Annotated in this window: 20 protein-coding genes; 7 read left to right on the top strand and 13 right to left on the bottom strand. The window is 34.3% G+C overall.

Translation table 11 applies throughout. The annotated features are described in order from the left end of the window. Positions 1 to 64 precede the first annotated feature (64 nt). A complete protein-coding gene (hisS, locus tag SIB89_RS15165) occupies positions 65 to 1,447 on the bottom strand; it encodes a histidine--tRNA ligase (protein WP_412560438.1) in 1,383 nt (460 codons plus the stop codon). A gap of 272 nt (positions 1,448 to 1,719) precedes the next feature. Between hisS and SIB89_RS15160 the strand changes: the two genes are divergently transcribed. Then, positions 1,720 to 2,961 carry an ABC transporter permease gene (locus tag SIB89_RS15160; protein ID WP_412560437.1) on the top strand — a complete coding sequence of 414 codons (1,242 nt, stop codon included), beginning with the start codon at positions 1,720 to 1,722 and terminating at the stop codon, positions 2,959 to 2,961. A gap of 12 nt (positions 2,962 to 2,973) precedes the next feature. After that, on the top strand, positions 2,974 to 3,153 hold the full coding sequence (locus tag SIB89_RS15155; protein WP_412560436.1) for a hypothetical protein: 180 nt from the start codon (positions 2,974 to 2,976) through the stop codon (positions 3,151 to 3,153). Here SIB89_RS15155 and SIB89_RS15150 read toward each other — a convergent pair. From SIB89_RS15150 to rpsF, 6 genes are all read right to left on the bottom strand, one after another. Then, entirely contained in the window at positions 3,150 to 3,629 is a 480-nt protein-coding gene (locus SIB89_RS15150) for a DUF6495 family protein (protein ID WP_412560435.1), read from the bottom strand. The genes SIB89_RS15155 and SIB89_RS15150 overlap by 4 nt on opposite strands. 11 nt (positions 3,630 to 3,640) lie before the next feature. Then, entirely contained in the window at positions 3,641 to 4,513 is an 873-nt protein-coding gene (locus tag SIB89_RS15145; RefSeq protein WP_412560434.1) for a glycerophosphodiester phosphodiesterase family protein, read from the bottom strand. A gap of 57 nt (positions 4,514 to 4,570) precedes the next feature. After that, positions 4,571 to 7,777, bottom strand: a complete 3,207-nt coding sequence (locus SIB89_RS15140) for a carboxypeptidase regulatory-like domain-containing protein (protein ID WP_412560433.1) — start codon at positions 7,775 to 7,777, stop codon at positions 4,571 to 4,573. A gap of 111 nt (positions 7,778 to 7,888) precedes the next feature. Further along, positions 7,889 to 8,350, bottom strand: coding sequence for a 50S ribosomal protein L9 (gene rplI / locus SIB89_RS15135; protein ID WP_412560432.1), 462 nt, complete (start codon positions 8,348 to 8,350; stop codon positions 7,889 to 7,891). A gap of 13 nt (positions 8,351 to 8,363) precedes the next feature. After that, positions 8,364 to 8,663: a 30S ribosomal protein S18 gene (rpsR, locus tag SIB89_RS15130; RefSeq protein ID WP_273289456.1), complete on the bottom strand. Its 300-nt coding sequence runs from the start codon at positions 8,661 to 8,663 to the stop codon at positions 8,364 to 8,366. Continuing rightward, complete coding sequence (rpsF, locus tag SIB89_RS15125; RefSeq protein WP_155089546.1) at positions 8,663 to 9,001, bottom strand: 30S ribosomal protein S6; 339 nt, start codon at positions 8,999 to 9,001, stop codon at positions 8,663 to 8,665. The genes rpsR and rpsF overlap by 1 nt, the downstream gene beginning before the upstream one ends. Positions 9,002 to 9,200: 199 nt before the next feature. On the opposite strand from rpsF, the gene SIB89_RS15120 reads away from it, so the two are divergent. After that, complete coding sequence (locus SIB89_RS15120) at positions 9,201 to 9,896, top strand: LytR/AlgR family response regulator transcription factor (protein ID WP_076620930.1); 696 nt, start codon at positions 9,201 to 9,203, stop codon at positions 9,894 to 9,896. A gap of 130 nt (positions 9,897 to 10,026) precedes the next feature. On the opposite strand, the gene priA is transcribed toward SIB89_RS15120, so the two are convergent. The 3 genes from priA to nadC are packed head-to-tail and all read right to left on the bottom strand — an operon-like array spanning position 10,027 to position 14,300. Continuing rightward, positions 10,027 to 12,480, bottom strand: a complete 2,454-nt coding sequence (gene priA, locus SIB89_RS15115) for a primosomal protein N' (RefSeq protein ID WP_412560431.1) — start codon at positions 12,478 to 12,480, stop codon at positions 10,027 to 10,029. 1 nt (position 12,481) lies between these two features. Beyond that, complete coding sequence (locus SIB89_RS15110; protein ID WP_273289402.1) at positions 12,482 to 13,441, bottom strand: YihY/virulence factor BrkB family protein; 960 nt, start codon at positions 13,439 to 13,441, stop codon at positions 12,482 to 12,484. A gap of 1 nt (position 13,442) precedes the next feature. Further along, a complete protein-coding gene (nadC, locus tag SIB89_RS15105) occupies positions 13,443 to 14,300 on the bottom strand; it encodes a carboxylating nicotinate-nucleotide diphosphorylase (protein WP_412560430.1) in 858 nt (285 codons plus the stop codon). A gap of 91 nt (positions 14,301 to 14,391) precedes the next feature. Here nadC and rlmH point away from each other — a divergent pair, with 91 nt between their 5' ends. Then, the gene (gene rlmH / locus SIB89_RS15100) at positions 14,392 to 14,865 is read left to right on the top strand and encodes a 23S rRNA (pseudouridine(1915)-N(3))-methyltransferase RlmH (protein ID WP_155089543.1); all 474 of its coding nucleotides are present in this window, start codon (positions 14,392 to 14,394) and stop codon (positions 14,863 to 14,865) included. Between the two features lie 9 nt (positions 14,866 to 14,874). Here the strand turns inward: rlmH and SIB89_RS15095 are convergent, their stop codons facing one another. The 3 genes from SIB89_RS15095 to hpf form a co-directional block, all read right to left on the bottom strand. After that, a complete protein-coding gene (locus SIB89_RS15095; protein WP_412560429.1) occupies positions 14,875 to 15,315 on the bottom strand; it encodes a BLUF domain-containing protein in 441 nt (146 codons plus the stop codon). Positions 15,316 to 15,333: 18 nt separating this feature from the next. Further along, positions 15,334 to 16,365, bottom strand: a complete 1,032-nt coding sequence (locus SIB89_RS15090; protein WP_412560428.1) for a helix-turn-helix domain-containing protein — start codon at positions 16,363 to 16,365, stop codon at positions 15,334 to 15,336. Positions 16,366 to 16,555: 190 nt separating this feature from the next. Beyond that, on the bottom strand, positions 16,556 to 16,855 hold the full coding sequence (gene hpf, locus SIB89_RS15085) for a ribosome hibernation-promoting factor, HPF/YfiA family (RefSeq protein ID WP_412560427.1): 300 nt from the start codon (positions 16,853 to 16,855) through the stop codon (positions 16,556 to 16,558). 215 nt (positions 16,856 to 17,070) lie between these two features. Here hpf and SIB89_RS15080 point away from each other — a divergent pair, with 215 nt between their 5' ends. The 3 genes from SIB89_RS15080 (at position 17,071) to SIB89_RS15070 (ending at position 20,145) form a co-directional block, all read left to right on the top strand. Continuing rightward, on the top strand, positions 17,071 to 17,649 hold the full coding sequence (locus SIB89_RS15080) for a non-canonical purine NTP diphosphatase (RefSeq protein WP_412560426.1): 579 nt from the start codon (positions 17,071 to 17,073) through the stop codon (positions 17,647 to 17,649). Then, complete coding sequence (locus tag SIB89_RS15075) at positions 17,649 to 18,473, top strand: alpha/beta hydrolase (protein ID WP_412560425.1); 825 nt, start codon at positions 17,649 to 17,651, stop codon at positions 18,471 to 18,473. The genes SIB89_RS15080 and SIB89_RS15075 overlap by 1 nt, the downstream gene beginning before the upstream one ends. A gap of 133 nt (positions 18,474 to 18,606) precedes the next feature. Further along, entirely contained in the window at positions 18,607 to 20,145 is a 1,539-nt protein-coding gene (locus SIB89_RS15070) for a hypothetical protein (RefSeq protein WP_412560424.1), read from the top strand. Positions 20,146 to 20,186 lie beyond the last annotated feature (41 nt).

The raw sequence follows: 20,186 nt of genomic DNA, 5'->3' as shown, positions 1-20,186 counted from the left end.
ATCTTAACCTCAAAAAAGCCCTGATTTATTCAGGGCTTTTTTATTTTATGAAATAATACGGAAGTTATTTTAGTGCTTTTAACAAATCTTGAAACCCTAGCTTTTGTTGTTCGCCAGTATCCATTTTTTTTAGGGAAAATGTATCGGATTTCAATTCTTCCTCTCCCACCAAAACCACAAAAGGAATATTACGTCGGTTGGCATAAGTCATTTGTTTTTTCATCTGTTTACCTGAGGTAACTCCATCAGGATATATTTCTGCTTTTATATTACTTTCTCTTAATTTAGATACAGCTTGTATTGAAGCCATAGCTTCTTCTTCACCAAAACTAATAAACAATACTTTTGTCGCTTCCGTAATCGTATCTGGAAAAAGGTTCAACTCCTCTAAAACCAAATAAATTCTGTCCAAACCAAAGCTAATCCCTACTCCACTCATGCCTTTTAATCCAAAAATTCCTGTTAGATCATCATAGCGACCTCCACCACCAATAGAACCCATTTTTACACCTTCTGGTGCGGATACTTCAAAAATGGCACCTGTATAATAGTTTAGTCCTCTGGCTAATGTAACATCCAACTGAAGCTTGGCTGTTTTGAGTTTTAGTTTTGAAATAGCTGAATTAATGAATTCCAGTTCCTCTATTCCTGTTTTACCAATTTCTGAAGTACTTAAAATAGACTTTAAACTTTCTACCTGATCACCGAAATCTCCAGATAAAGAAAATAAAGGTTGAAGTTTGGCGATTCCATCCTCTGGAATGCCTTTGCCTCGCATTTCATCTTTTACTTTCTCCTCTCCTATTTTATCTAACTTGTCTAAAGCAACTGTAAAGTCTATCAATTTGTCTTGCGCTCCAATAACTTCGGCTATACCAGATAAAATCTTTCTGTTATTGATTTTAATGGTTACACCTTTCAACTTCAAAGCTGAAAAGACCGCATCGTACAACTGTACAAACTCCACCTCCTGAAATAAGGACTTAGAACCCACAACATCAGCATCACACTGATAAAACTCTCTAAAACGTCCTTTTTGTGGACGGTCTGCGCGCCAAACCGGTTGTATTTGGTAGCGTTTGAATGGAAATTCTATCTCATTTTGGTGTTGTACCACGTAACGAGCAAAAGGGACTGTGAGGTCGTATCTTAGGGCTTTTTCTGAGATTTTTGGTGTAATTAAACTTTCCGATTTAGAATTATAGTCTTCATCAGAGATTTTCTTCAAATATTCACCACTATTTAAAATCTTAAAAATCAAGCGATCACCTTCATCTCCATATTTCCCCATTAAGGTTTCTGAGTTTTCAAAACTTGGTGTTTCAATAGGTTGAAATCCATAGAGCTGAAACTGTTCCTTAATCGTTTCCATAATATAGGAACGTTTTGCAACCTCTTCGGCATTAAAATCCCTAGTTCCTTTTGGTATACTTGGTTTTTTTGACATAACATTTCCCGTGAAAACGGAAATCTATTTAAATGAAACTTAATTTAATTTGAATTCAATTGTCACACTAAGTGCAGTCGAAGTACTTTTTAATGAACAACACTGATGTGCCTCGACTGCGCTCAGCATGATAGCAGTTTAAAATTCAACATTCATCACAAAAATATTATAAATTTTAGAGGCATACCTAAGTAATTTCATTTTTATAGTAACTTTATGCGGTTTAGAACGTCTTATGGTTTTAAATAACCCAACTAACTTTAGATACAACTATGTTTTCACTGGCTAAAGAGAATATTAAAATTGCTTTCGGTTCTATTAAAAGTCAATTACTACGTACTATTTTAACGGTATTGATCATCGCTATTGGTATTATGGCTTTGGTAGGTATTCTAAGTGGTGTGTCAGCTTTAGAAAATACCATTTCAGGTAGTTTTTCTTCTATGGGTGCCAATACGTTCAATTTTCAACGTTATGAGTTTACCAATCAACGCCAAAGTAGTAGGGAACGTCAAAAGATAAATCCGGTTATTAATTATAGGAATGTAAAGGAATTTGAAGAAAACTACGATTATCCATTCACTAAGGTCGCAGTATCGTTTATGGGTACTTTTGCTGCTGAGGTAAAGTACGAAAACAAAAAAACAGATCCTGAAGTTGCCGTTATTGGGTCTAATGAAAATTTTATTGAAAATTCTGGTCTCGAGGTAGCAAATGGTCGATCACTTAATTTTTTTGACATAGAAAACAGTAGCTCGGTCTGTGTTATTGGTAGTGATTTGCAAAAAGCATTGTTCCCAAATGAAAACCCAATTGACAAAACCATTAGCATAAGAGGCTCAAAATTTAAGGTTATTGGTGTGTTAAAGGAAAAAGGCTCAACCTTTGGAAACAACCAAGATTTAAGGGTTATTATGCCGATACAAAAGGCACGTTCTATTTTTACCAATCCTAATATCAACTACACGCTTAGTGTAAAAGTTGAAAAAAACGATATGCTAGAAGGAGCGCAAGAGGATGCTATCTTAACCTTTAGAAATATTAGAGGACTCAACCCAATAGAAGAGAATGACTTTGGCATTGAGCGAAGTGATGACTTATTGAATCGTGTTGCTGAAAATACCAGCACACTCTACATTGCAGCATGGATAATAAGTATCATTACAATTTTTGGCTCCACTATTGCCTTAATGAACATTATGCTAGTTTCCGTTAGTGAACGTACTCGAGAAATCGGTGTACGAAAGGCTTTAGGTGCCAAACGCAGAACCATTGCCTTTCAATTCTTTATGGAAACTGTTATTATAGGTCAATTAGGTGGAATTTTAGGTATTTTTCTGGGTATTTTAATAGGTTGGGGCGTTGCCAAAGGGTTTGAACTCGATTTCTCCACACCTTGGGTCGCTATGATTTGGGCAACGAGTATAGCCTTTATAGTTGCTGTGATTTCAGGGCTTTATCCTGCAACGAAAGCCGCACGATTAGATCCTATTGAGTCTTTACGTTATGAGTAAAAGTTAGAATTTATGAAAAACTTTTTTCTAAGACTAAATAACTTTTTCAGAAATCTTCTTTTAGATGATGTTGATAAAGATTACGGCATATCTTTACCTTATCGATTGAAACCTCGCACTTTTAGGCAGTTAAAAGATGTGATAAAACAAAAAAGAGCCCAAGAACAAAATGAGCAAAGTAGAGGTATTTAATTATTGCCTTTTATCAATTTCTCAAAATACTGAAACAGTTCCCCTTTTGTAATGTTAGCACCTTGCTGTATCAGTTTAAAAATATCTAAGTGTTTATCGTCTGAGTAGTCTTTTTTCGCATTGAAAAATTCTATATCATCAGATAACAAATTATCTCTAAGCCACTGAAAACCATCTTTTGTAGTTAAATCGACCTTATTCTCCTTTACTTTTAATGCAATAAGATGCATATCTTTTTCCTTACACTTAAACAGATGAATCTGGTTTGGAGAGATATGCTCCAAGTATTCTACCTTATCTAAAACTCCATACCATACCAAATCGCTAAATACGTCAAGTTCTTGCTCAGCAACTTCTGGTTTGTTCTTTTTTATATCTTCCCATTCATCAGCTGTAATGGACTGTGTTGCCAAAAAATTTATAAATTCTTGGTGTAATTCTTCAAATTGTTCTTTTGTTAATCTCGCGTACTTCATAATCTTATATCTTAATTAATCGCTTTATAAGCTTCAAATGGTCTGTCTGTTGCCAAAACATCTGCTCCAAATTTGTGCCAACGCTTATACATCTCTTCGCCTCTAACTTCCGCTTGTTTGTCTAAGTTACCCAGAGTACCTAAAATGCAAACTATATTTTCATCATGCAATCTTTTGTACAATGACGCATTGGATAAGCGGGTTCCTGTAAAGGCTATCATATTTTCGGTTGGAATTTCGGTCTGGAGCAATCTATCTAATTCCTCATGATTTCTTGCAGATACAGACAGCAACAATTCTGGTGCCAATTTGTAAGCAGATTGTGCCTGTACAACATCATAAGTAATTATAATACTATTGTCTTCGGCCTTGGCCTTTTTAATAGCATCAATCACATCTTTTTGACGCACGCTGCGTTTAATATCTACAGTTAAGATTACATTATTTGTTTTGCACCAATCCAAAACCTCAGAAAACAATGGGATTTTAAAATTGGTTTGATTTCCGAAGTCATCAATGAGATTATAATTTTTTATTTCATCGTAAGTTAGATTCTTTACAGAGCCGCTTCCATTGGTAGTTCTATCTATGGAATTATCGTGCATTAGAATGAGCTGTCCGTCTTTGGTTTGAGCTACATCCACTTCAAAAATCGCCGAAATATTATCGTTTATGTATTGTATGGTCTCTAAACAATTCTCAGGATAATTTTTTAAACCTTTTCCGCCACGATGTACACTAATGTTAGGATAATCAGATTTTGAAGTTCTAAATATCTCAACTGGTTTAGACTTTTCAGTGTAATTATTTTTATCACTCTTACAATTGGTAAAAACAAATAAAACTGACAGAAAAAGTACGTATTGTAACTTAAATTTTTTCATAAAAAATGCGCCCTTAAACAAGAGCGCAAATTTAATTAATTATTATGTGTTTTGCGATTAGAAAATATATCTAATTCCGAATTGCGCCTGCCATCTAGACAATAAACTTACATCCGCACTAAATGTCTCTTCTAAATTACCGTCAAACGTGTAAGTTGGGTTATTGTTACCATCTACAGAAACTCCCAATGGTTGAATACTGTTAGGCACCTCAACAACTCCCCATTCACTATTAAGTAAGTTTCCAACGTTCAAGACATCTGCACTTAACTGAATGGTATGTGTTCTCTCACCTATCTTAAAGTTGAAATCTTGAAGAATTTTAATATCCCAACGACCTCTCCATGGAGATAGAGCACCATAACGCTCTGCATAACTACCTCGGTTTTCACTTAAATAATCATCTTGTTGAATATAGGCTTCAAAAGCTTCAGCTTGTCCTGCACCAGAAAAGTTCATTTGTTGTACCTCTCCACTGGTAGGAATGTATAATAAATCGTTGAAATTAGAGCCATCTCCATTTAAGTCACCACCATAAGTATAACTAAATCTTCCACCACGAGCATACTCAAAAAATGTTGAAATCGTAGTTGCAAATTTACCGTTGCCATATTCAAATTTCTTAGAACCTACACCTATAAATCGATGTTTGTCACCATATCTAGAATGAGATAACACATCATCATTGGCATTGCCAGAAATCGCATTACCAGCAAAAGCATCACCAGTAATTTCAGCTTCAATTGAATTAACATCTTTAGCATCTAAATAGTTATATGCTAAACTTGTATAAAATCCACCTTCAAAGGTTTTTTGAGCTTTTAACGTTCCATTCCAAATTCTTCCTTTATCAGAATTGGTAAATACATAAGCGTTAGTAGGTCCTCCGAACTCATTGGTTGCGATGTCTGAAGATTCATAAACCGGTCTGTTGTCAACACCTTGTAATGTACCAGAAGGATTATCCAATGCCCAATTTTGTACATGTGCACCATTGATATCTTTAGTGTATGAAATGTCTGCTGATAAGGTTAGACCATTTTCAAAACGATGATCTGCACCTATATTACTTCTCCAAACCTGTGGCCATTTAAAATCTGGATCAACCACTTGATAGAAGAAAAAGTCAACACCTTGTACTTGGTTACCTAACCATACAAATGGGAAACGACCTGTGAAAACACCTGTACCACCTCTAACTTGAGTGGTATTATCTCCATTTACGTCCCAATTAAACCCTAATCTCGGTGAGATCAATAATTCATTAGAAGGTAGTGTTGTAGAATCTAGATTAACCATCTCACCTGTATCAGGATCAAAATAATCTATCGTAGGCTGATAAGTACCTCCGGAGAAATCAGCAGGATTAAACGGACCACCTTTTCTATCTATATTTTCCCTGATTTTATCAGCGGTGTCAAAGTAAAGCGGTCTATCGAATCTTATACCATAGGTCAATTTAAAGTCTTCGGTAATATTCCATTCGTCCTGAGCATAAAAAGCCAATTGTCCTACGTTAGTTTCTGCCAAAGCCCAACCGCCTGGATTACCTACACCAGCTGATTCTAACGCATTGTGATTGGCAATAGCCATATCAAATAAATCTTGATAAAAAGCGACTAAATTTGCTTCTGCACCAGGATCTCCGGCTGCATCCCTAAACGACTGAATATCTGCAGTTGGGAAAAACACTCCCTGAGCACCATAAGCTCCTAAATTAAATGAGTTATCAAATTCAAACTTTTCGTAAGAAATACCAAAAGTAAACGTGTGATCCCCTTTAACCATGTTTAGATTATTGGTAAACTGAAACACTTTTTGGTCTAGAGTATTATTGATAGAGAATGGTTCATGACCAGCAATAATATAGTTTGCACCTCCATTAGTTATAGTGATAGTTGGAGCTGGTGTAGAAAATGGATTTCTAAAGTCATCAAAATGTGTGTAACCTATTTGAAGTTTGTTACTTATACCTTCATCCAAGTCACTATTTAATTCTAGTTGAAAAGAATCAATGTTATTGTTTATTTGGTATCCAGCATTTTGAAATTGTAACTGATTTGGACCAGGCCCTCTAAAGCCTAATGCCGAAGGGTGTGCAGGTTGCTCTCTAGATGCTTCCAAAAAGTTGTATATAAATGCAAGTCTGTTCTTGTCATTAATGTTCCAATCTAATTTGAAAATACCTTTTGTAGAGTTACTATCAAAGGTAAAGCCTTCGTAAGCACCAGGATTGTAAAATTCACCATTTCCTATGGATACTTGTCTTAAGATATTATCAACCAGCATAAAATCGGATTCTAATACACTAGACTCGCCTGCTGCATTACCTCCATTTCCTGGAAAAAAACCGTTTGTACCTAAATCTGTTCGCTGATCTTTCTCAAAATTAATAAAGAAAAACAGCTTATTTTCTACCAAAGGCCCTCCAAGGCTAAAGCCAAATTGGTTTTGTTCTAAATCTGGCTGTAATACGTCATCACCATTTACTTGACTACCAGTAAGGCTTTCATTTCTAGAGAAACCATATACGGTTCCATGGAATTCGTTTGTTCCACTTTTAGTTACCGCATTAACACTTGCACCTGTAAAACCAGATTGGGTAACGTCATAAGGTGCTAACGATACTTGAATTTGTTCTATCGCATCTAATGAGATTGGTTGTGCTCCACTCTGTCCTCCTGGTGTTGGCGAATCTAATCCGAACGGATTATTAAAAATAGACCCATCTAATGAAAAGTTATTAAACTGATCGTTTCTACCACCGAAAGAATTTCCTGTTGAAGATGGTTCTAAACGTGTAAAATCTGACGCAGACCTAGATATGGTTGGTAATCTCGTAAGTTCTCTACGGCCAACACTTGTCTCCGCTCCTGTTCTATCACTACTAAATGTACCAGATGAACTAGCTGTAATGACTACAGTATCTAATGCTTCATCACCAGGTGTCATTTGATGATCTATATTTTCTGTCTTACCTAAAGTTAAATAAATGTCCGAAAATACTTTTTCGGTATAACCTACATAAGTTATGGTTACCGTGTAAGGACCACCGACCCTAAGGTTTAATAAATTGTAGCGGCCTTCAAAATTTGAAATCGCACCATACTTTGTACCTGTAGGTGTATGTATAGCTACAACATTTGCTCCAGGTAGTGGTTGTCCTTCTTCGTCTTGTATAAGACCTTTGATGTTAGATGTCGTTACTTGTGCATATGAAAACGATGCAAAAAGTAAGCAAATAACCAGAATTGAATGTTTCATGAGAAAGTTATGAATTAATTGTTTAGTGATTATTAGTTGACGTAAATTTAATAATAAAAAAAAGAGCCTCTAAAAAGAGACTCTTTATTTATTAACTAAATACTTCTTTTATTAACTTTCTGCGATAACTTCAAAAGTAAAATCTACGGTTACAGATCTATGTAATCTAATTTCAGCATCGTACTGACCTAAACGCTTAATGTTACCACCTTGAATAGAGATAAACTTCTTTTCAATTTCGTGACCTTCGTTTCTAAGTGCATTCGCCAAATCCATATTGGTAATAGATCCAAATAACTTGTCACCTGCAGTTGCACCAGTACCAGCTTTTGCTGTTATCTTAATGTCTAATCCTCTTAGAGCTTCAGCAGTTTTTTCTGCTTCAGCAATAATAGATTTTTCTTTATAAGCTCTTTGCTTTAAGTTTTCTGCCAATACTTTCTTAGCAGAAGCCGTTGCCATTACAGCTTGGCCTTGAGGAATTAAAAAATTTCTACCATAACCGTTCTTAACCGTTACAATGTCGTCTTTAAATCCTAAGTTCTCAACGTCTTGTTTTAATATAAGTTCCATTGTTATGATATTTTTATTTTAATAAATCAGCAACATATGGCATTAAAGCTAAATGTCTAGCTCTTTTTACCGCCACAGATACTTTTCTTTGGTATTTTAAAGATGTTCCTGTTAAACGTCTTGGTAACAATTTACCTTGCTCGTTTACGAAACTCAATAAAAAATCTGGATCTTTATAATCGATATACTTAATACCAGACTTTTTAAAACGACAATACTTTTTTTGCTTTGTAGTTTCTATATTTAAAGGAGTAAGATATCTGATTTCTCCGTCCTTTTTTCCTTTAGCTTGTTGTTCTATAGATGACATAATTACGCTTTTTGTTTGTTTCTATCTCTTCTCTTATCAGCCCAAGCCGCTGCGTGCTTGTCTAATTTCACAGTTAAGTAACGCATAAAACGCTCATCACGTCTAAACTCTACTTCTATTTGCTCGATGACTTCACCAGCAACAGTGTAATCAAATAAGTGATAAAAACCACTTTTTTTGTTTTGGATTGGATAAGCCAGCTTTTTTAAGCCCCAATCTTCCTTGGCTATCATCTTCGCACCTTTAGAAACAAGAAAATCTTCGTATTTCTTTACTGTCTCCTTTATCTGATCTTCAGATAAAACGGGATTTAAGATGAAAACAGTTTCATAACGATTCATAAATATTTGTTTTTTGTTGTTAAAACGGCTGCAAAAATACACATTAATTACTATTCTACCAACGATTTATAGCGTAAAATTTCAAAATATTCAACTACTAAAGATTGTGTTAAATTTTACACTTTGTCGGTAAAATTTGTTTTTTAACCGAATTTATCGTACTATTGTCGATATCTTAACCTAATAAAATATTAATGTTATGACTTTAAACTGTGTAGTTGTTGATGATTCTGCGATTCAACGTCTTTCTATAGTAAAGTTAATCGAGAATCATTCTTCGCTTAACCTTATTGCAGAATACAGCAGTGCGTTAGAAACAAAAAACGGTCTTAATACCCACAAAGTAGATCTTATCTTCTTAGATATAGAGATGCCTGTATTAAACGGTTTTGAACTCTTAGATGTACTCAACAACAAACCCCAAATTATTTTTGTTACAGGTAAAACGGAATATGCTTTTAAAGCATTTAATTACGACGCTACCGACTATCTTCAAAAACCAATCACTAAAGAACGTTTTAATACTGCCGTAGAAAAAGCTATTGAGCAGCATAAGTTGAAATTAGATTTCAACGAAACGGATGGTGAACACATCTTTGTGAAAAGTAACCTTAAAAAACGTAAAGTTTACATTAAGGATATTAAGTGGATTGAAGCCTTAGGCGATTATGTAAAAGTTGTAACAGAAGAAAATAGCTTAGTGGTATTATCTACCATGAAAGCTTTTGAAAAGGAATTACCAGAAGGTAAATTTTTAAGAATTCACAAATCTTATATCGTGAATTTAGATAAAATTGACCGTTTTAACAGTAAAAATGTTGAAGTTGGTGCTTACGAAATTCCATTGAGTCGAAATAAAAAGACACAATTGGTTGATGCTTTGAATAATATGTAAACCATTATTTTATCATTTAAAGCATTACATTATAATTTATTGAAAATCCCATCAGAAATGCTGGGATTTTTTTTGTTACAGGCCTTCCCAGATCTTTCAGGTTTTAAAAACCTGAAAGATATCTAATTGGTTAATAATTATCCACATTCAATACCACTCTTACTGATCTAAAATCCTTTACGGCATTAAAGCTATTATCAATCTTTAAAATAGCCTCTTTAGTTTTAGCTAATGATTGCTTTTGTGGAATCTTAACAAGGATATTTTTATTGTAAAGGTTTCTAATCCTTGAAATAGGTGGAAATTCAGGCCCAAGGACATTAGCTTTAAACACCTGTCGAAGTGATTTTGCGTACCAATCTGCTGCTAAATTCACTCTGTTGTAGTCTTTATGTTTAAAGGTTATTTTAATCAATCTATAAATCGGTGGATATTTATAGTTATATCTATCATTCATCTGCTCAGCATACATGTCCTTGTATGCATTGGTAGAAACTTGCTGCAGAATATTGTGATGAGGATTATACGTCTGAATCAATACCTTGCCTCTAATATCAGTACGCCCTGCCCTACCCGAAACCTGAGCCATTAATTGGTAACTACGCTCATGCGCTCTAAAGTCCGGAAAATTCAATAGGTTGTCAGCATTCATAATACCAACGAGCTTCACATGTCTAAAGTCCAATCCTTTGGTGAGCATTTGGGTACCCACTAAAATATCGACTTCGCGTTGTTCAAAACTATTGATGATTTTCTCGAAACCATACTTACCTCGTGTGGTATCCAGATCCATGCGAGCCACTTTCTTTTCAGGGAACAACACCTTCACCTCTTCTTCTATCTGCTCGGTTCCGAATCCTTTGGTATCTAACGTCGTATTTCCACAGGCCTGACAGCTCTTTAGCATTGCCGAATTATAACCACAATAATGACAACGTAACTGATCTCTATACTGATGGTAGGTTAAACTAACATCACAATTTGGACATTGTGGCGAATTACCGCAGGTTGTACATTCAACTATAGGCGAAAACCCTCTTCGATTCTGAAATAATATAATCTGAAAGCCTTGTTCCAAGGTTTCGGTCATTTCTTCAATCAGTCGATCCGAAAAATGACCTTTCATGCGTTTACGTTTGTACTTATCTGCCAAATCCACCAATTCAATATCTGGCATTAGTACATTGTTGTATCGTGTTTTTAATTCTATTAGCCCATACTTACCTTGGCTGGCATTGAAATAACTTTCCAAACTTGGTGTAGCAGAACCTAAAAGTGTTTTAGCGTTATGCATATTCGCTAATACTACAGCTGCATCCCTTGCGTGGTAACGTGGTGCTGGGTCGAATTGCTTATAGGATTGCTCGTGCTCTTCGTCAACAATAATTAAACCTAAATTTGAAAATGGCAATAGCAATGCAGAACGCGCACCTATGACCACCTGTGCTTTTTCAGAATTATTAAGAAGATGGTGCCAAACCTCAACACGCTCGTTACCGGAATATCGACTATGAAACACAGCGACCTTTTCTCCAAAATAATCTTGTAAGCGCTGCACCAATTGGGTTGTCAACGCGATTTCTGGCAACAAATAAAGGACTTGTTTTCCAAGCTCCAATTGCTTTTCAATCAGCTGAACATAGATTTCTGTTTTACCAGATGACGTTACTCCATGCAATAACCCAACAGACCTAGTGTTAAAGGCTGTTTCTATTTGATTAAAAGCTTCGGTTTGTGCTTCATTCAAAATTTTAGAATCGGCATCACCTTCACCTTCAAATTGAATTCGGTCTGTTTTGATGTGGTATTCCTCTAAAATCCCTTTATCAATCAGTGCTTTTACCGTAGCTGAAGACGCTCCACTTCGTTTTACCAATTCTGAAACTTGTATGGGTTTGTTTTCAGAAGCCTCTAAAGTGAATAGCGTTAAAATTACTTCACGCTGTTTTGGCGCTCTACTGAGTTCATCCAATAATTCTTGAAGTTGTTTTTCGGATTTATGATGTTCATGAAGTTTTACATAGCGAACCAATTTAGGCTGATACTTTTCATAAAGTTCTTCTTGCAGATTGAGAACACCTTTTTCAACCAAACCATTAATAACAGGTAGTACACGTTTTTTATCTAAAATGGAAACCACATCCTGAATCTTTAAAGAAGACTGATATTGCAGAGCTTCGTAGATTAAAAACTCGTCATCCTTTAGCTCTAGATCATTGACTTCATTTTTTTCGTTCTTAGAAATGATGGTTTCACTTTCTAATATAAAAGCGTTGGGCATTGCAGCACGCATTACTTCACCTATACTAGACATATAATAGCTGGCCATCCATTCCCAATGTTTTAATTGCACTTCAGTAACAATTGGTTTTTCATCTAAAATCTGATGGATGGTTTTTGCTTCGTATGCTACTGGTGGATTGTTATGAATTCTATAAACTAAAGCCGTATAGATCTTACTCTTTCCAAAAGGAACTGCGACTCTCATTCCTATTGTAAGAAATTCTGCTTCAGCCTTGGTAATGTGATAGGTAAATGCTTTTTGAAGCGGAATAGGTAGTATGACGTCCAGGAAATAGGTCATACTATTCGTCCTTGTCTTTTTTAGGGTACTTTCTTAGAAACTGTAGGGATGCATTAAGTTCATAGCCCAGAAGTAGAATGTTGGAGTTTAACCATAGATAAAACAGTAGTATCAATAGCGCTCCAACCGATCCATATAATTCGTTATATCTTCCAAAATTTTCTATGTACAATCCAAATAGAAATGAGGTTAGTATAATCAACAAGGTGGTCAGTAATGCACCAACGGAAAAAAACCTGGAATGGCGTCCTTCCTTTGTTCCAAAATAATACAGTGTTGCTGTTGCAAAGTATATAACTATAACAAAGAACAAGTATTTGGCAAATACTATCCATCCCAATTCCTTACTTGGGTCCACTCCAATTTTGCCACCAAAGCTTTCGTAGAGCGGTAGGATAACATATATCTGAACATACCCAAACACGGCAACCGACAGTATGAGAATAAATGCAAGTATGAGTGCAATACCAAGTGCGAACATGTATTGCTTAAACACATTTCTATAAACTTGTCTATGGTAAGAGCTTTCAAAACCAGAAAAAACAGCATTAACACCATTTGCCATTAAAAAAACGGACAATACAAATACTGTTGAAATCAATTCTGCACTGGTGTTGTTTTGAATGTCCTCAAAAATATAACCGAAAAAGAAGTCTGAAGTTTGAGGAGGTAAGAACGAATTAAGAAACTCTAAAAAGTCGGTTTCAAATCCTTCAATTGGTATTTCAGGGATTACAATGATTACAAACAACAAAAACGGAAAAATCGCCGTAAAAAAACTAAAGGCAATAGCACTGGCTCTTGTGGTGAGTGCACCTTTAATTATACCCATCACATAAAGCTCCAGCAGATCGTAAATAGATAACCCTTCAAAACCAGGCAACCTTATCTGCTTAAAAAAACGAGCGATTAGATTAAGAACAGGAATTTTATCGAGTTTATCTTCAATATGTTTTGTCATATTATACTGCCTTTAGGCTCAAATCCATATTATACACCGAATGTGTTAATGCTCCTGATGAAATATAATCCACACCACATTCGGCATACTTTCTTAGGGTATGTTCATTTATTCCACCAGAAGATTCCGTTAGACATTGGTCACCTATTAACTTTACTGCTTTGCGTGTGTTTTCGTAATTAAAGTTGTCTATTAAAATTCTGTACACACCACCACAGTCTAAAATCTCTTTTATTTCTTCAAGATTACGAGCTTCTACGATTATTTTTAAATCTCTGTTAGTGTCTTTTAAATATTGCTTGGTGAGGTTAATGGCCTTAGTAACTCCACCAGCAAAATCAATGTGGTTATCCTTTAGCATTATCATATCATAAAGCGCGAATCTGTGATTTTCTCCACCTCCGATTTTTACAGCCCATTTTTCTAACGCTCTAATGCCAGGAGTGGTTTTTCTGGTGTCTAAAATCTTGGTTCCTGTACCTTCGAGCAAATCGACAAACTGCCTTGTTTTGGTTGCAATAGCACTCATACGTTGCATGGCATTTAACACCAAGCGCTCCGCTTTGAGAATGGACTGTGAAGCTCCTTCAATATAAAATACAATGTCACCATGCTTTACTTTGCTTCCGTCCTTTATTAGGGTTTCAACTTTCATATCGGCATCTACATAAGCAAACACGTGTTTTGCAAATTCAACTCCTGCGATTATACCTTTATCCTTAACCAATAATTTAGCTTTTCCTTGAGCTGACGCAGGTATACAAGCTAATGAGCTATGGTCGCCATCACCAACATCTTCGCGGATGGCATTGGCTATGATTAATCCTATTTCTTTATTGAATTGTTCTTGTGAAATCATGAAACCTAATATTTACTGTAAAAATAGGAATTGAAAGGTTAAAACTTCAAAAACTAAATACCAAATTCCAAAAAAGCATAACTTTGAAACCATGAACATAAAACTCATAGCCATAGGCAAAACCGACAATAAAAATCTTCAAGCTCTTATTGACGATTATAAAAAACGTCTTGGACATTATATTAGGTTTGAGTTTGAGATCATACCAGACCTAAAAAAGGTTAAACATTTGTCTGAAGCTCAACAGAAAGTTAAGGAAGGTGAACTCATACTTTCTAAAACCGAGAAATCAGACATACTTATTCTACTTGATGAAAACGGTAAGCAAATGGATTCGGTGGCTTTCTCAAACTATTTACAAAAGCACATGAACTCTGGTATAAAAACCCTAGTCTTTGTCATTGGTGGCCCTTATGGGTTTTCTGATGAAGTCTATAGTAGATCTAACGGAAAGTTAGGTTTGTCTAAAATGACATTTTCGCATCAAATGGTTCGGCTGTTTTTTATAGAGCAATTATATCGAGGCTTTACGATTTTAAGGAATGAACCTTATCATCATCGTTAGTAGCTAAAATCAAACATGTTGTTCGGATGCATTCAATAAGTCATTTACGCTTGCTCTAAATACTTTGTATGAATCTGATTCCTTTTCTTTCGGAGTAACATTTTCCAAGTAGGACTCAAGCAGTATTCTGCTATTCATAACCTGTTTAACATTACCAGAAAAGTCTAGCATCGCCATAGACCAATCACTCCATATTTTTTGCTCAGTTGATTGCTCTAAAAGAGTTGTAACCTTAAAATGTCTTTTATCTGCCTTTATCTCCTTATATAGATCTATAATAGCATCCTTTGGTCCCTGTATGAGTTGAATAAATTTATTATCACCATAAACAATACATCCTGTAATTTTAAGCCTTTTGTTTTTACGCTTGGCTTTCATAAGCATAAGCTCTATATCCATTGGCGCGAAATGAGACTGGGATTTTGATTGGTATATTACGGAATAGTACATTTTTTTAACTACTAAATTTTAAACTGCCATTAATAAACTAGGATTAGACACACATTGCGATGGCAGCACTCCAAATTTTTGTTTAAATATTTTACTGAAATAACTTCTGCTTGAGAACCCAATACTATATACCAACTCAGAAACATTATAATCCGTTTCTTTTATAAGTTGCGCAGCTTTATCTAAGCGTTTGTCTCTGACATACGAAGAAATTGTTGCATTAAAGAGATAATTAAATCCTAATTGCAACTTAGCTGGATTAAGCCCAGATATTTTCACTAATCTATCAATTGATAGATTCTCTGTTATATTTGAGTTTATAAAACTTTCTAAAGCTACTACTTTATCCAACTCTGAAGGTCTTAAGGGAGCTTCAATACCGTTAGTCTTAGAATCCTCTTGGTGTCTCTCCCATTGCGATGCCATAATATTTAAAATAGCGGCTTCAATAAACAATAAATCTGAAGATGACGGATTATTGTTATCTATAATTTTTTTGGCATAGATCGCTGGTTTAAAACAGATTCGACCTAAATATCTAAAATCTTCTTGTTTAAAATTATTTGATAATTCCTTAACTGCAGCTGTTCTTAAATCCAAGTTTTTATCCTCATCAATAATCCTCATACTATATGTATTGTCAAAAATTATAATACAAGCTTTAACAGGAACGCCACTTAAAAATGTAATGAAATTTGTCGTCTTTGGTGTTCTGCCAAATATAGAATTCTGACGAAAGGATATACATTCTAGTCTAGAGTTATTTAAGAATTTTTGCTTTACATGACCTTCCAGGCAATATATAAAGTCAATATTATGAGAAGTTTTGTTCTGAAGACTTATGCTTTGATCTTCACTAAAAACCACATCAAACGTAATCGCAGAAATAGAATCAGAAATTCTAACAATTGATATAGAACCGTTACCAAAAGTCGTGCTAAGAGTCATACTAACATAACTCTCATTAAAATAATGACTTGCATCTGAAAAAGCCGATAAAGACTTAGTTATCTCACCAATATCTGACCCAACGATATTTACATTTGTCATTAAAAAAAACCGATTGTTTAATCATTAAAGATATGACTTTAGTAAAAAATAGTAAAACATTTAATTTAACAGAGTTAAAATAAATTATAAATTTCTGTATTTCAACTATATATGAAATGTATTGTTTTAAGCTATTTAATAAATCTAAGCGTATAGAACGTTAAACAAAACTCTATTCTGAGCATATTTCTTAATAGACTTTATAAATCTCTTTCCGTTTTTCCAATTGTCTTTTTAGATCGTTAATGGTTTGATTAACTGCCAACTCATAGGTGTGCTCATTTGAGGTGGCAAACAGTCTCGGGCCAGGTAAGCTCAATTCTATATTACAGATTTTTCCAGCATCATGGTTTTTATCATTGTGTTTTATATATACTTGCGCGGAAATTAGAAACTCATATTTATTAGCTAATTTATCCAATCTTTCTTGGATGTACGTAGATAACGCTTCACTTACATCTGTGTTTACATACTGAAAATTTACTGTCATAATTCCTCCTTTTTTAAGTTAATATTAGCTAACCCTAAGATACAAAATTTAAAGTTTTTTACCATTGACATTTGTCATAAAAAAGGATTAAAATTATAAATGCCTGAAAACCTGAAAGACAAAATTTATTGTAGTATTGTGGTACTGTTGATACTTGGAAGTAAAAACTTAATTGCTGTAAAAATAAATTTATATTTGGGTTAAATTCTTAATTCATGCAACTCGTCTTCGCCACCAATAACCAAAACAAGCTAAAGGAAGTACAAGCTTTAGTACCTAATCATATTAAATTATTGAGCTTGGCAGATATCCTTTGTATAGAAGACATCCCAGAAACCCAACCTACCATAGAAGGCAATGCCATACAAAAGGCAGAATACGTTAAAACCAATTATGGCTACGATTGCTTTGCAGATGACACTGGCTTAGAGGTGGAAGCCCTAAACGGTGAGCCTGGTGTGTTTTCGGCGCGTTATGCTGGTCCGCAGCGCAATGCCAACGACAATATGGACAAACTACTCTCTGAATTAGAAAACAAAGACTCCCGAAAAGCCCAATTTAAAACCGTCATCGCCTTACACCTTAACGGAAAACTCGAAACCTTTACAGGGATTTGCAAAGGTGAAATCACCATCAAAAAACACGGTGACAAAGGCTTTGGCTACGACCCTGTTTTTAGACCAGAGAGCTACCAAGACACCTTTGCCGAGATGGATCTAGAACTTAAAAATAAAATAGGACATAGAGGAAAAGCAATTGCATTACTTATTTTCCATCTTAATACATTACAATAATGAAAAAGCACTTATGTATATTGTTGATACTGCTTACAACAATTAAAGTATCAGCTCAAGACCACTCTAAAACACCAGAAATAAAACCACTGGTTATTGGTGAAACGGTCACATTCCATTCTTCAGTACTAGATGAAAATCGTAAACTCAATATTTATTTACCTCAAAACTATGTGGCGGACTCAACAAAAACCTATCCTGTAATATATCTGTTGGATGGAGCTTTAGACGAAGATTTTATCCATATCGCTGGGATTGTACAATTCGGGTCGTTTTCTTGGATTAATATGGTACCAGAATCCATAGTTGTGGGTATTGCCAATGTGGACAGAAAACGCGATTTCACCTACCCAACCACAATTGCGCAAGACAAAATAGACTTTCCTACATCTGGTAAATCCGAGGATTTTATCAATTTTATCGAAAAAGACCTTCAACCCTTTATACAAGAGCATTACAGAACAGAAGGCACTACAACCATCATTGGGCAATCCTTGGGAGGCTTATTGGCCACAGAAATTCTGTACAAAAAACCTGAGTTGTTTGATAACTACATCATTGTAAGCCCAAGCTTATGGTGGGACGACCAATCGCTTTTACAATTAGAACCCAAAGCCTATCATTCTGAAAAGCAAATTTATGTCGCTGTAGGTAAAGAAGGTGAGATTATGGAACGTGATGCCAAATCCCTGTACCAAAACTTAGATGCCAACAAAAAAGAAAACACCAAAGTGTACTTTCAGTTTTTAGAAGCACAAGACCATGGTGATGCTTTACATTTGGCTGTTTATGGTGCTTTTGAGGTGTTGTTTGGAAAAGGGTAACTGATTTATTAATCTAATTTAATGAATTGTAAACTTAAGTTGTGTATAAAACCTTAAAACAATTCTTACACTATGAATTGTGAGTAATACGGGCAAAAATTTACCGTTATAATTTTATGATCAATTAAAATTTATGAAAAACTCAGTCCTTCTTTTATTCTTAGCATTATTGTTTTGTTCATGCAATAAAGATTCAACTAGTGGAATTGAAATTAATGGATATGTCAAAAATTCTGAACAAGAATATATTAGTTTGAACTATGCACCACGATTAAGAGGAAATCTAAATTTTGATAATTTTAAAACTATTGGTTCCTATATTGATTCAAATGGGAGTTTCAGCTTCCATTCGGACAAGATTACGGATGGAGCCAATTATACTTTGGAGTTTAAAAACAAAAGAATACCATTAGTCCTATTCGGTAACGATGACGTTAAACTAGATTTTGACATAGACAGCCCTCAAACTTCACTCTTCGCAACCGGTAATGGTGCTGGAAAAATAAACACATTAAATCTAACTCAATTTGGGTATGATAATTTTGATTTAGAAATAAAGAAAAATCTTGATGAATTCAACAATCATATTCTCAATATCATTTCGGAACAAAAAAGATTATTAGATGCTATTTATTTCAAAAAAACAAGTGAAAAAATAATATTAAGTGCCCAAAACAAAGCCGAGATTCAACGAATAATTAAAAACTCTCCACTTACTAAAAAAGAATATAATTTTCTTCTAGACCGAATTACCTTTCAAAAATACTCATTGATTACTAGTTTTTTATCCAAAATAGCTAACAACAAGAGTTTAGATTCTTCTCAAATCGATTTTGATAATGATGTTTTCAAATATTTCGACATTAAAGAGTACAGTAAACTCGACAATATCAATGATTGGCATTTAACAAATGATTTAGAAAGTATCCTACAAATAGAATATTTGCGTTACTTAAAAAAGCAAAAACGAATAAAGATCACCTACGGTAACTGGAACAAGTTTTTTAGCGATTCCCAATACACTAATTGGGTAGCAACATATTTGAAGTCTAACTTCAACGAAGATATTTACAATAAATACTTTGCAGATTTATCATCTTGGTTAATGACATTAGGCCATGACTATAAAACATTTTATGGGAAAATTGACACAATAAACCAACCTAATAAGTACTTTTTAAAACTTAATGCATTCGAAGATTTATTGAACAATGGACTTAATAATGAGGATTATGGACTTAATCAAAATAACTTGAATTTAAATCAAACTAAATTTGACTCCTTATTGGAAAGCTATAAAAACAAACCTTTATTGATTGTTTTTTGGTCCGCACAATTTGCTGGTGCATCAATAATCAATAATATTCAAGCCATTAAATTATTTGAGGATGCTAACAAAGAAAAGATTAACCTAATATATGTCTGTATTGACAAAGAGGTAAATAAAAAATTATGGGCAGCAAGAATTATTGACAACTCTTGGAAATCTAAACATTATTTTTTGCCAATTGAAGGAAATGATACTATATTGGATAAATTCAGTAACAAGAAAATATCGGAGTTTTGTTCTGGTGGCGCTACTTATGCTTTTATTGATAAAAATGGAAAAATTAATAATGAAATTGAATTTCCCTTTCATAAATCAATTCAAGAAATTGAAAAAAATAATTGAATAAAAACCGTTAGCTAATAGTGATTATTAGTGATAACCAA

This window comes from Winogradskyella sp. MIT101101, assembly GCF_047126865.1.
Lineage (GTDB): Bacteria > Bacteroidota > Bacteroidia > Flavobacteriales > Flavobacteriaceae > Winogradskyella > Winogradskyella ouciana.
This window is presented reverse-complemented; position numbering and strand designations above follow the sequence as displayed.

Bases quoted from the DNA above. Each gene is read 5' to 3' on its own strand.
- rpsF (WP_155089546.1), bottom strand. From the start codon at position 9,001: ATGAATCGTTATGAAACTGTTTTCATCTTAAATCCCGTTTTATCTGAA.
- SIB89_RS15160 (WP_412560437.1), top strand. From the start codon at position 1,720: ATGTTTTCACTGGCTAAAGAGAATATTAAAATTGCTTTCGGTTCTATT.
- SIB89_RS15070 (WP_412560424.1), top strand. From the start codon at position 18,607: ATGAAAAACTCAGTCCTTCTTTTATTCTTAGCATTATTGTTTTGTTCA.
- hisS (WP_412560438.1), bottom strand. From the start codon at position 1,447: ATGTCAAAAAAACCAAGTATACCAAAAGGAACTAGGGATTTTAATGCC.
- nadC (WP_412560430.1), bottom strand. From the start codon at position 14,300: ATGATTTCACAAGAACAATTCAATAAAGAAATAGGATTAATCATAGCC.
- hpf (WP_412560427.1), bottom strand. From the start codon at position 16,855: ATGACAGTAAATTTTCAGTATGTAAACACAGATGTAAGTGAAGCGTTA.
- SIB89_RS15110 (WP_273289402.1), bottom strand. From the start codon at position 13,441: ATGACAAAACATATTGAAGATAAACTCGATAAAATTCCTGTTCTTAAT.
- SIB89_RS15140 (WP_412560433.1), bottom strand. From the start codon at position 7,777: ATGAAACATTCAATTCTGGTTATTTGCTTACTTTTTGCATCGTTTTCA.
- rplI (WP_412560432.1), bottom strand. From the start codon at position 8,350: ATGGAACTTATATTAAAACAAGACGTTGAGAACTTAGGATTTAAAGAC.
- rlmH (WP_155089543.1), top strand. From the start codon at position 14,392: ATGAACATAAAACTCATAGCCATAGGCAAAACCGACAATAAAAATCTT.
- SIB89_RS15095 (WP_412560429.1), bottom strand. From the start codon at position 15,315: ATGTACTATTCCGTAATATACCAATCAAAATCCCAGTCTCATTTCGCG.
- SIB89_RS15155 (WP_412560436.1), top strand. From the start codon at position 2,974: ATGAAAAACTTTTTTCTAAGACTAAATAACTTTTTCAGAAATCTTCTT.
- priA (WP_412560431.1), bottom strand. From the start codon at position 12,480: ATGACCTATTTCCTGGACGTCATACTACCTATTCCGCTTCAAAAAGCA.
- SIB89_RS15150 (WP_412560435.1), bottom strand. From the start codon at position 3,629: ATGAAGTACGCGAGATTAACAAAAGAACAATTTGAAGAATTACACCAA.
- SIB89_RS15145 (WP_412560434.1), bottom strand. From the start codon at position 4,513: ATGAAAAAATTTAAGTTACAATACGTACTTTTTCTGTCAGTTTTATTT.
- SIB89_RS15080 (WP_412560426.1), top strand. From the start codon at position 17,071: ATGCAACTCGTCTTCGCCACCAATAACCAAAACAAGCTAAAGGAAGTA.
- SIB89_RS15075 (WP_412560425.1), top strand. From the start codon at position 17,649: ATGAAAAAGCACTTATGTATATTGTTGATACTGCTTACAACAATTAAA.
- SIB89_RS15120 (WP_076620930.1), top strand. From the start codon at position 9,201: ATGACTTTAAACTGTGTAGTTGTTGATGATTCTGCGATTCAACGTCTT.
- SIB89_RS15090 (WP_412560428.1), bottom strand. From the start codon at position 16,365: ATGACAAATGTAAATATCGTTGGGTCAGATATTGGTGAGATAACTAAG.